9 protein-coding genes are annotated in these 10,847 nt (G+C 60.3%); all 9 read right to left on the bottom strand.

Annotated features, from left to right (window positions below):
* Positions 1-82: 82 nt before the first annotated feature.
* The 9 genes from ECTPHS_RS14110 to fdxB all read right to left on the bottom strand — a co-directional run bounded on the left by ECTPHS_RS14110 (position 83) and on the right by fdxB (position 10,745).
* Positions 83-3,883 carry an EAL domain-containing protein gene (locus tag ECTPHS_RS14110; RefSeq protein ID WP_008933209.1) on the bottom strand — a complete coding sequence of 1,267 codons (3,801 nt, stop codon included), beginning with the start codon at positions 3,881-3,883 and terminating at the stop codon, positions 83-85.
* A 3-nt stretch (positions 3,884-3,886) separates the two neighbouring features.
* Positions 3,887-5,098 (bottom strand): ABC transporter substrate-binding protein, encoded by a 1,212-nt coding sequence (locus tag ECTPHS_RS12955; RefSeq protein ID WP_168044674.1) that lies wholly within the window; start codon positions 5,096-5,098, stop codon positions 3,887-3,889.
* A 206-nt stretch (positions 5,099-5,304) separates the two neighbouring features.
* Entirely contained in the window at positions 5,305-6,063 is a 759-nt protein-coding gene (gene bluB / locus ECTPHS_RS12950) for a 5,6-dimethylbenzimidazole synthase (protein WP_008933207.1), read from the bottom strand.
* 183 nt (positions 6,064-6,246) lie between these two features.
* Positions 6,247-6,420: a light-harvesting antenna LH1, alpha subunit gene (gene pufA / locus ECTPHS_RS12945; protein ID WP_008933206.1), complete on the bottom strand. Its 174-nt coding sequence runs from the start codon at positions 6,418-6,420 to the stop codon at positions 6,247-6,249.
* 90 nt (positions 6,421-6,510) lie between these two features.
* On the bottom strand, positions 6,511-6,780 hold the full coding sequence (gene pufB / locus ECTPHS_RS15430; RefSeq protein ID WP_371200118.1) for a light-harvesting antenna LH1, beta subunit: 270 nt from the start codon (positions 6,778-6,780) through the stop codon (positions 6,511-6,513).
* Between the two features lie 70 nt (positions 6,781-6,850).
* Positions 6,851-8,410, bottom strand: a complete 1,560-nt coding sequence (locus tag ECTPHS_RS12935; RefSeq protein ID WP_040406053.1) for a glutamate synthase-related protein — start codon at positions 8,408-8,410, stop codon at positions 6,851-6,853.
* A 140-nt stretch (positions 8,411-8,550) separates the two neighbouring features.
* Positions 8,551-9,759: a cysteine desulfurase NifS gene (gene nifS, locus ECTPHS_RS12930; protein WP_008933203.1), complete on the bottom strand. Its 1,209-nt coding sequence runs from the start codon at positions 9,757-9,759 to the stop codon at positions 8,551-8,553.
* A 2-nt stretch (positions 9,760-9,761) separates the two neighbouring features.
* Positions 9,762-10,445 (bottom strand): Fe-S cluster assembly protein NifU, encoded by a 684-nt coding sequence (gene nifU / locus ECTPHS_RS12925; protein ID WP_008933202.1) that lies wholly within the window; start codon positions 10,443-10,445, stop codon positions 9,762-9,764.
* A 27-nt stretch (positions 10,446-10,472) separates the two neighbouring features.
* A complete protein-coding gene (gene fdxB / locus ECTPHS_RS12920) occupies positions 10,473-10,745 on the bottom strand; it encodes a ferredoxin III, nif-specific (RefSeq protein ID WP_008933201.1) in 273 nt (90 codons plus the stop codon).
* Positions 10,746-10,847: the final 102 nt, after the last annotated feature.

Genomic DNA, 10,847 nt, shown 5'->3' with positions numbered 1-10,847 from the left:
AACCTAGCGTTGCTGGTCCTTTTTTCGTTTTGGGCCTTGAAGACGAAAAGCCATGGGCTCAAGGTTGGACCCGCTTCCACCATCAGGTTCCGATCAGCTCCCAAATTGCCTCCATGAGTCGATCGTGCAGAGCCTCCACTTCGGCCAAACGCTTCCGGGCCAGGTCATCGTCACCCTGCTTTGTGAGCACGACCAATTCACAGCCCAGCTGATACACCTGTTCGTGTAGGGTCAGTATCCTGTAGCAGGCGTCTCCCCTGCTGTTTTCACTGGCCAACCAACGACCAAAGTGGAGTTGTTGCGGTGACAGTTCGGGTGGATGCGGGTTTGTCTCGTGCGCGTAAGATTTTAACGCGTTCATCCAGGCACGATGGGCAACCATGCCGAACAGCACGGGCAGCAGGGTATCGGGGATCGCGGAGGTTCCACTCCAACTGGCATGGGGCTGCCACCGTGCATGCCATCGCGTCATCTCTTCTGCAGGCATGGGTTTTGCGATGGCATAGCCTTGGCCGATTTTGCAGCCCAGCTGCAACAGCATTTGACCGTGAACCTCAGTCTCAACGCCTTCGGCAATCACACCACGCTGGAAGCTCTCGGCCAGGCCGATCACCCCATGCAGAATGGCAAGATCATCCGGATCATCCAGCATGTCGCGCACAAAGCTTTGATCAATCTTGAGGGTTTCGACCGGCAATCGCTTCAAATAGGTCAACGAGGAGTAGCCGGTGCCGAAATCATCCAGCGAGAAGCTGACACCGAACCCCCGACATTCCCTGATCAGGCTCGAAATGTGGGCAATATCCCGCAGGGCGCTGGTCTCAATGACCTCCAGTTCCATGTCGCCCGGTTGCACGGCAGGGTAGCGGGCCAGTGCGGCGCGCAACTTGGCAACAAAGTCGGATTGGGTGAGTTGCAGCGCATCCACGTTGACGCTGACCGTCAGGGCATGCCCCTGCTCACGCCATTGGCTGATCTGCGCCAGCGCCGCCTCGATCACCCAGTCGCCCAGCCCCACCATCAGCGGGTGGCCCGCCAGCTGGGGCAGAAAGTCGACGGGTGGTAGCAGGCCTCGCTCCGGGTGCTGCCACCGGATCAGAGCCTCGGCACCCAACAAAACACCAGTCGCCATGGCAACCTTTGGCTGATAGAAGAGCACAAATTCATTGTTTTCCAATCCCTGGCGAATCGCCTCCAAAGCCTCGTGCCGATCACGTTGGTAGCGATCATGCTCCACGTCGAACAGGTGGTAACGATTCCCGCCGGCGAGCTTGGCCTGGTACATCGCCTGATCCGCTTGGCGCAGTAGCTGGTCGGCATCAATCGGTTCGGCCTGGGGATAGAGACTGACCCCCAGGCTGGCGCAGACCTGCAGGCTGTGCTCCCCATCACTCACCGGACAGGACGCGGCATTGAGCAAGCGCCGCAGCAGCGGTCTTGCGGACTCGACATCGGGCAGATCCAACAATACCGCAACGAACTCGTCCCCTCCCAAACGGGCCAGGGTATCTCCATCACGCAGGGAAGCCTGCAGCTTTTCGGCCAAGGCGACCAGCAGACGGTCCCCCGCATCATGGCCGTAGTGATCATTGACCCTCTTGAAGCTGTCCAGGTCGATATAGACCAGCGCCAACTGTTGTCGACGCCGTGCCATCAGTGCCATCGCCTGCTGCAGACGGTCCGCCAGTAAGACCCGGTTGGGTAGACCGGTGAGCGCGTCGAAGTGAGCCATGTGCTCCAGTTGCCGCTGCTGCTCCTTGAGCTGCGTGATGTCGGAAAACAGCCCGACGTAGCGCTGTATCGTGCCGTCGGCATCGCGCACCGCACTGATGGTCAGCATCTCGGCGTAGGAGTCGCCGTCTTTGTGACGGTTCCAGATCTCGCCGGTCCAGCTACCCTCGTCCTGCAGGGCCCGCCACATCTCGGCGTAGAAGGCTTTACCTTGCCTGTCGGACTTGAGCAAGCGAGGATTCTGTCCCAACACCTCATGCCGCTCGTAACCAGTGATGCGGGTGAAGGCGGCGTTGACGTCGATGATGTCGGCTTGAGGGGTCGTGATCAGGATCCCCTCGTTAGCGTAATGGAATACGTTGGCAGCCTGCCTCAACTGTTTCTCCGCCGCGCTGCGCTGGATCTCGGAGGCCACACGATCAACGAATAACCCCAGCAGGGACAAGGCCAGACCGCGCACTTGCTCCGTCAGCGGACGCCGGCCCAATGTGAGCAGAATCCCCAACGTCCGGTCCTGCTTGTCGATCAGCTTATGGCCGACGCACGCCTCAATGCCGATCTCCTTGAGCAGAGGGTCATCGGGGAACAGGGACAGGCTGTCCTCCGGATAGCAGACGGCCCCCTCCTCGATGACATTTGCACAGAGCGTCCCCGCCAGGTCGTCGTAGAAGGGCGTGAACAAATGACCATCGGTCCATCCGGCAAACGCTTCCAACCGGTTCTGTTCCGCCTCCAGAAGGCCCACAAAGGCGATGTCGGTGCCCAGTGCCTCGCACAGCAGGCGGCAGGCGTGACCGAAGAACTCGTCCCCCCCCAGCCGGGCCAACTCGCGATTGAGAGTAGAGAGAACCTGTTCGAACTGCTTACGCCTGGTGATGTCGCGCATCACCCCCACTGCATGCCAGCGGCCATCGATCTGTAGCGCCGACATGGACAACTCTATCTGCACTTCGCGCCCGTCACCATGCAAGGCTTCAAGCTCTGTCAGGGTTCTGAGTGCGGAACCGGGACCCGCCTGAACAAAGTCTGCGTAACCGCGAGCGATCGCTTCACGGTGACGCTCTGGCGCGAGGGCCTCGTGAACGGTCCGCCCGATCAAGGCCTCCGGCGAGAACCCAAGGGTCGTTTCGAACGCCGGGTTGCAGTACACCAGTTTGTCTCTGCCGTCGGACATGAAGATAGGGTCCGGCGAGGCTTCGGTGACCGCACGCAGCATGGCTTCCGACTCCTGTAGTCGTTGCTCCGCCTGGCGCCGTTGTGTCACTTCCTGGTAGGCGCCCGCAACGCGGACAATGCGCCCGTTAAAATCACGTATCGGCTGCGCTACCGTACGCACCCAGACGCGCTTCCCGAAGGCGTTCAGGATCTCAAGTTCCTCGTCATACGGCATTCCGTTGCGGGCACACGCCTCAAACAGTTCGGCGATGCGCTCGCGGTACTCGGGGGCGTAGTACCTGATGCCTTCCTTGACCGAAACCGTCGAACCGGGCGGCATATCATGGATACGACAAACCTCGTCCGACCAGTACACCCTATCGGTTTCCAGATCAACCACCCAGCCGCCGATTTTCGCAACCGACGCGGCCATGCTCATAAGCCGCGTATTGTCCTCGAGCTGGCGTTTGATCGAGGCCAGGTAAAAAGCGCGCTTGGTGAGCCACCACACGCATACCGCCATCCCCAAGAGAATCAGGAGATTGAACCCGGCCGTACGTTTCAGGTTTTCCAGTACCTGCGCCCGTAGGTGGCGAAGGTCGGAATAGACCGTCAGTTTTCCAATATGACGCTGATCCCCTTCATGGTCATACAACAACGCAAAATCAAACGATTCGAGATCCCCAGGATCTTCCATCGTCCTCAGAAGCGGCTGGTACTCCCCCAGAACATATTCGTAGACGGATACCGCATCGATATACGGCAGCCGGACCAGCCCACCGGAAATCAGGTTCAACTGCTCCTGTTCGAAGAAAAAAACTGCGGCGGCGGTTGGATCGAGATAGCTTTTCTCTACCGACTGCAGGGCCTGATCACGATCCTTTACTCCCTGCTGATAAAAGACGTAGGCCTGAAACACCAGAATGAGCGCCGTTACAACGGTGCTCATCAGGATGATGAAGCCAAAGTGCTTCGTTCGTGTCCAGGCCATTGGCATGATCTACCGATCTCCCGTAATCTCACTCAGGCGAGACACATCTTTGCTGTGATGGAAACGGGAATATCGGCGAAAGTCGATCGAATCGAAACTGCGTATCCAGGCCCGAATGTCTTCCGCCGTGGAGCGATCGGCAACGATCGGCGCGGATAGCAGCACAGGGCTTGAGTCGCTGACAGGATCCAGCCCATGCAGGTGGTCATGCAAATCGATCATCACCTGGGCCCACAGCAAGCTGGTACCGGCGACGGTTGCCACCAGTTGGCCTTTCAGCACGGCATCAATGCCAGCATCTGATAGATCCAATCCGCCGGTCAGCACAACCGGACCATCATCGGCCGGATCATTGTCGATTGCTTCAGCGGCACCGATCGCCAACTGGTCACTGGCCGCCCACAGCACAGAAATCTCGGGATAGCGGCGCAAGATCTGGCTGGCCATCCTGCGTCCCTCTTCCGGGGTCCATCGCGTGTATACCATCTGCATTAACCGGACATCCGGATGTTCTTCCACTGCCCGGCGCAGCCCGGCTTCACGCAGAATTGATCCGTACCAGGACCTGGACCCATTGATGCCAGCCACCTGAATCGTGTCAGCCTTCCCTGCATTTCCCTCCCGGGCGGCGGCGATCAGTTCCTGCGCCAGGAGATAGCCTTTCCGCTCTTCGTCTTCATGGAAATAACCAGCCCAGTACGTATAGTCCCGGCCAGGCCTTTTCCCTATTTCTGCCAGTTCTTCAGGAAAAAGCGGGCCGTTCAGGAAAAAGGGGATTCCCATTTTCTCGGCTGCCCTCATCAACCGGCTCGCCTGTCCAAACTCAACCGAGAAGATGGCCGCATCCGGCAGAGGCTCTGTCGTCAGCCGCCTCACTCCAGCCGACACTGTCGCAAAGCGATCCAGAACACTAAACTCATGAATCTCAAGGTCGATCTCAAGATCAGCGGCGACGGCGTGTAGCACCGCATGGATCTCTGGCCAATAGGTATTATCCGCCGTGGTTGGGGTAAAGACCGCAATACGGAGTCTCGAAGACTCAGGGGCATTATTGCCGACGATAACGGCAACCGGGGGAGTCTCCACGCGCGGTGGATCTGCATGACTTGCCAGAACATACCCCAAGGCAGCATTAGAAATAAAACCGAAAATCAATAAGCACGCTACCGCAAATACAGTGCGCCTGAATGCGAGTCTCTGCAATGCCAGCAGACAAGACATGAGGATGAATCCTCTTTGATGCCGGGTTATGGCACACATTGCGGGTTCCGGAGAAACGCTGGCAACGCGCCAGTGCCGGACTTCACCCGCGCCATCGACCAGACCCCAGGAGCATCACTATAACTTTTTCGCTTTACCCCCTTCTACAAGGATCGTTAAATCGAGCACACGAGAATCCCATTATCGAGATGGGTCGGTGTCTCTGCTCAAAGAGGAAGATCCGATTGAGCGGCCTTGCCCTGACAGGCCTGGACAGCCTTCACCAGTGGGTCGTCATCGGCAGGCGCGTGGCCCCAGCTATTCATGTGGATCAGCTGCTCCAGCGGTAGTCTGGGACGCCAGCCGGCGGTTTCCAGTTCCGGTCGGTCGTGAAACTGACTGACGCGACCGATGCAGAGATAGGCCACGGGGACGATATCCTCGGGCAGGTTAAGCACCCGCTTGATGTCCTCGGGACGGAAAATGCTCACCCAACCCACGCCCAACCCTTCACTGCGAGCGGCCAGCCACAGGTTCTGCACTGCACAGACGACGCTGTAGAGGTCCATGCGATGATCGTGGGTACGGCCGATCACGACGGGGCCGGCGCGATCCCGGTCGCAGGTGATGCACAGGTTGATGGGGGCATCCAGAATGCCTTCCAGTCGCAGGCTGCGGTAGATTTGCCGACGTTCGTCCTCGAACATCTCCGCGGCTTCTTCGTTGGCGAGGCTGAAGGCCTCGTGGACCCTGCGCTTCACGTCCGGATCCTTGACCACCACGAAACTCCAGGGCTGCATGAAGCCCACCGAAGGGGCGAAGTGGGCGGCGGTGAGGATACGTGCCAACATGTCGTCGGGTATCGGGGTGGAGAGGAACTGCCCCCGCACGTCCCTTCGACAGAGGATATTGCGATAGATGGCTATGCGCTCCGCCTCGCTGAAGCGGTGAGTATCGGGTATCGGTGGATCATTCTCGGTCATCATCTAGCCGCTCGACTTTATTCTTCGTATTTTTCTGGCGCGCAAAAAAAAAGCCTTCACCACCGAGTGGTAAAAGCTTTCTATCGCCGGACGAACCTCAATGCCGGGCGGGATGCAGATTGACTACCATCCCGCCCGGGATGCGTGGGCATCAGACGTTTTCAAGCCAAGGCTTGATCCGCCGGCTTACGCCTGCACCACGACCTGCTCGGTCTTGTCAACCAAAGAGGCGCTGTGCATCCAGTTGAAGCGCTCGGTGCTCAACAGGATGAAGTGAATCAGCAGAGCCAGCACGGCCAGGAAAGTGAACAGGGCAACCAACGCTCTGCGAGGATCGAACAGCAGCCAAGTACGCCACATATTGAAATCTCCTATATCGGAAAGAAACTGCTATTACTGCTTCACTTAAGGCACGGCTTGAGACTTGATTCGCCCATCAGGCGACAAGTCTTACCAAGCCACACCCCAGGGACGCCACATCCAGGCCAGAACGTGGGCAACGGCGGCAACCGCCAGAAAACCCATCATGCTGGTCATGAAGACACCATGAAACTCCATGGCTTCATCTTCGCTGAGCCCCGAGAGCGAACCTTTCGTTTCATCAACCATTTGAATTTCCTCTAAATAAGCTTTACTGGAAATAGCGCGCTGACTCAACGCGGTCACGTATGACGGTGTAGACGTTACACTACGACAAGTGCCAAGTTCCTGATCCAGCACAGGTAAATTCCTAAAAACGGGTTCCGCGGCGCTTTTCTCGGAACTTCATCCAGCGGGCGCGGGACGCGGCTCACCCATAATCGGGCCCTCCGGCATAGGGCAAGTTGGCCATCTCTACCAGATCACGATTGAAGGTGGTCAGGTCGTCCTGCCCAAGATCCGCCAAGCGTGCCCTGCCGGCCGCACGCGCCAGCACCTGCATCAGCTGCACGGAGGCCAGCAGGAAGCGGGCAAGCCCGACGCCCCCCTGTTCCGGGTCCAGTCGCTGACGCAACTCCGGATCCTGGGTTGCGATGCCCGTCGGGCAACGGTTGGTGTGGCAGATGCGTGCGCCGACACAGCCCACCGCCTGAATCGCACTGTTGCCCAATGCAATGCCATCGGCACCCAACGCCAGGGCCTTGACGAAGTCCGCCGGCGTGCGCAGCCCTCCAGTGATGATCAGTGTGACTCGTCCGCTCGCACCGCGCGTGTTCAGGTAACGCCGCGCCCGCGCCAGCGCCGGAATGGTCGGCACACCGATATGATCCCTGAGCAGGGCCGGCGCAGCGCCGGTTCCACCACCACGACCATCCAGGATCACGTAATCGGCACCCGCCTCCAGGGCAAAACCCAGATCCCGCTCGATGTGATTTGCGGAAAGCTTGAAGCCGACCGGAATACCGCCGGTTCGCTCGCGGATCGAATCCGCAAAGCGCCTGAAATCGGTGGGTGTTTCAAGGTCCGGGATCACCGGAGGAGATAACGAATCCCGACCGACCTCAATACCTCGAACCTCGGCGATCTCTTTCGAGACCTTGGCACCGGGAAGCACACCGCCGACACCGGTCTTCGCACCCTGGCCACCCTTGAAATGGAACGCCTGCACCTTTTCCAACAATGCCTCGGAGTAGCCGTAGCGGGCCGGTCCCAGTTCAAAGAGGTAGCGCGAGTTCTCGGCCTGCTCTTCCGGCAGCATCCCGCCTTCCCCGGAACAGATGCCGGTACCGGCCCGTTCGGCGCCCCGCGCCAGCGCGATCTTGGCCTCCCGGGACAACGAACCAAAGCTCATGTCCGTGACCAGCAGGGGCATCTCCAGACGCAGGGGACGACGGGCCTCCGGGCCGATCACCAGTTCGCTGGCCACATCCACGTCGCCGCTCAGCGGCCGACGCGCGAACTGCGCGGTGAGGATCTGGATATCGTCCCAGGATGGTATAAGATCACGCGGCACGCCCATGGCGACCGTGGGACCCATGGCCCCGACCTCTTCCAGCCCACCTCGAGCGAGAGCATGGATGAATTCCACATGGGGTTCGGTCTTGGTGTTGCGCGGCGCGGGAGCAGCGTCATCTTCGGTATCTTCCACCTCATCGCCCACGCCGTCGAACTCCTGTCCAATCGCGTTTTCCGGCACCTTCCCATGGCTGCCGTCGCAGTAGGGAAGATCACCCGACTGCTTGCACATGCACAGCCAATTCTCACCATCATCACGGGGCTGGAACGAGATCGGCTCGATACCGGTACCCTGGTGCGACCCATCGCAGAAGGGTTGATCCCTGGAACGCCCGCAACGACAAAAATAATACCCCTTGCCCTTTTCAAGGGTGATGCCCACCGGTTCCACGGCCGCCACAACAGGTTTCGTCATCATTTCCCCCTCAATGTTGCTTCGCGCCAAGCGCGTACTTTTTTCCAATCAGCAACTCGAGTATAGGAGACGGGATGACGACGGCCGCCACCCTCTCCCACGGGGGAGAGGGGCTTTCCGTAGGGGCTGACTATTCCGGTTCAAGCATACGCGGGGGCAAAGGCCTTTTCCGGATCCGTGACCGGGCCGTCCACGCCCCAGTACGGGGACATCTTACGCAGCCTGGCCACGATGTCCGGCATGACGTCGATCACCCGGTCGATCTCGGCCCGGGTGTTGTAGCGGGAAAGGGAAAACCGCACCGAACCATGGGCCGCGGTGTAGGGAATCCCCATGGCCCGCATCACGTGGGAGGGTTCCAGGGAGCCGGAGGTGCAGGCGGAGCCGCTGGAGGCGGCGATCCCCGCCTGATTCAGCAGCAGCAGGATGGACTCCCCTTCGATGTACTCAAAGGCCATATTCAAGGTGTTGGGCAGCCGATGGTCCTGATCCCCCATCACCAGGGCATGGGGAATGCGTGCCGCCAGGCCCGCCTGCAGATGGTCCCGCAGGGCGCGGACCTGATTGTTTTCATAGTCCATGTGGGTCATGGCCAGTTCGGCGGCCTTACCCAGGGCGACGATGCCGGCGCTGTTCTCGGTGCCGGCCCGCCGACCCCGTTCCTGATGGCCGCCCCTGAGCAAAGGCCGAAAGCGCAGGCCCCGGCGCAGGTAGAGCACGCCGATGCCCTTGGGGGCGTGGAGCTTGTGACCGGACAGGGAAAGCATGTCGATGGCGGAGGACTTCAGGTCGATGGGCAGCTTGCCCACCACCTGCACCGCGTCGGTGTGAAACATCACACCCGCTTCCCGTGCCATCCGGGCCATGGTCTCCACCGGGAACAGGGTGCCGGTCTCGTTGTTGGCCCACATTACCGTCACCAGGGCCACCTGATCCGACAGCAGGGCGGCGTAGTGGTCCAGGTCCAGTCGTCCCCTGCCATCCACCGGCAACCGATGGATGGTGTAACCCTCCTTCTCCAGCTGTTCGCACACGGTGAGGATGGCCGGGTGTTCCACCACGGTGGTGATGATCTCCCGGCGCTGGGGCTGGGCCTTCACCGCCGAGAGGATGGCGGTGGAGTCGGACTCGGTGCCGCAGGAGGTGAACACGATCTCCGAATCGTGCGCCGCCCCCAGCAGGGTCTGCACCTGGCCCCGGGCCTGCTTGATGGCGTGCCCCACCCGGTTGCCGAAGCTGTGGATTGAAGACGGGTTGCCGAACTGCTCGGTGAAGAAGGGCAGCATGGCCTCCACCACCGCAGGGTCCACCCGGGTGGTGGCGTTGTTGTCCAGATAGATGGGTTCCATGATCATTCCTCCATCGCCATGGCCCGCACCGACATCCTGGGCATGATGCGAACCGTATTGCCGCGGCGGGCCTCGGGCTGGGCGGTGACATGGTTTTCCGGGTCGAAGGCCTCGCCCCGTTCTGCCAGCACCCGCACCAGGATCTCCTCAATGCCTTCGTGGCAGGCACTGCAACCGCCGCCGGCCTTGGTGTAGAAGGTCACGTCCTGGACCGTACGCAAGCCATTCTCTCGGATGGTCTGCTCGATCTTTATGGCGTCCACGGCAAAGCACTTGCAGACCAGGGCACCTTCTTCGTGGTCATCCTTCCAGACCTCGCCGCGATAGTTGGCAACGGCCGCTTCCAGGGCCTCCCGTCCCATGACGGAGCAGTGCATCTTCTCCGGCGGCAGGCCGTCCAGGAAGTCGGCGATGTCCTCGTTGGTCACTTCCAGGGCCTCGTCCAGGGTCATGCCCTTGATGAGTTCGGTCAGGGCGGAGCTGGAGGCGATGGCGGAACCGCAGCCGAAGGTCTGGAAACCGGCATCCAGGATCACCTGGGTCTCAGAGTCCACCTTCAGGGTGAGGCGAAGGGCATCCCCGCAGGACAGGGAACCCACCTCGCCGATGGCATTGGCCCCTTCGACCGCGCCGGCGTTGCGGGGGTTGAAGAAGTGCTCTTTGACCTTTTCGGAATAGTCCCACATGGCTTCTGTCCTCCGGGATTCTAGGGTTCAGCTCGCCAGGGCGGCGGGAGCATGGGTATGGCAGTTCTTGGGACAGACCTTGGCGCAGGCCTGGCAGCCGATGCAGTCCATGGCGTCCAGCAGGCGCATGACCATGGAGGCATCGTCATCGTCGATTTCCCGTTCCACCAGTTCAAAGCAGTTGCGGGTACAGACCTTGTAGCAGCGGCCGCAGCCGATGCAGTTTTCTTCCTTGAGTTCGGTGATGAAGGCCGGTATCCAGGGGGTCCCGCCCCGGGTGAGGCCGGTGATGTGGGTCATGGGTGTCGCCTCTTCTCTATGTATGTTTTTTGTCTCCCTTCTCCCCCAGGGGGAGAAGGGCCGGGGATGAGGGATGGGCGTGGCACCGTGCCGTGGGCCTTC

Origin of the sequence: Ectothiorhodospira sp. PHS-1 (assembly GCF_000225005.1) — a bacterium.
GTDB lineage: Bacteria > Pseudomonadota > Gammaproteobacteria > Ectothiorhodospirales > Ectothiorhodospiraceae > Ectothiorhodospira.
This window is presented reverse-complemented; position numbering and strand designations above follow the sequence as displayed.

Bases quoted from the DNA above. Each gene is read 5' to 3' on its own strand.
- ECTPHS_RS14110 (WP_008933209.1), bottom strand. From the start codon at position 3,883: ATGCCAATGGCCTGGACACGAACGAAGCACTTTGGCTTCATCATCCTG.
- ECTPHS_RS12955 (WP_168044674.1), bottom strand. From the start codon at position 5,098: ATGTCTTGTCTGCTGGCATTGCAGAGACTCGCATTCAGGCGCACTGTA.
- bluB (WP_008933207.1), bottom strand. From the start codon at position 6,063: ATGATGACCGAGAATGATCCACCGATACCCGATACTCACCGCTTCAGC.
- pufA (WP_008933206.1), bottom strand. From the start codon at position 6,420: ATGTGGCGTACTTGGCTGCTGTTCGATCCTCGCAGAGCGTTGGTTGCC.
- ECTPHS_RS12935 (WP_040406053.1), bottom strand. From the start codon at position 8,410: ATGACGAAACCTGTTGTGGCGGCCGTGGAACCGGTGGGCATCACCCTT.
- nifS (WP_008933203.1), bottom strand. From the start codon at position 9,759: ATGGAACCCATCTATCTGGACAACAACGCCACCACCCGGGTGGACCCT.
- nifU (WP_008933202.1), bottom strand. From the start codon at position 10,445: ATGTGGGACTATTCCGAAAAGGTCAAAGAGCACTTCTTCAACCCCCGC.
- fdxB (WP_008933201.1), bottom strand. From the start codon at position 10,745: ATGACCCACATCACCGGCCTCACCCGGGGCGGGACCCCCTGGATACCG.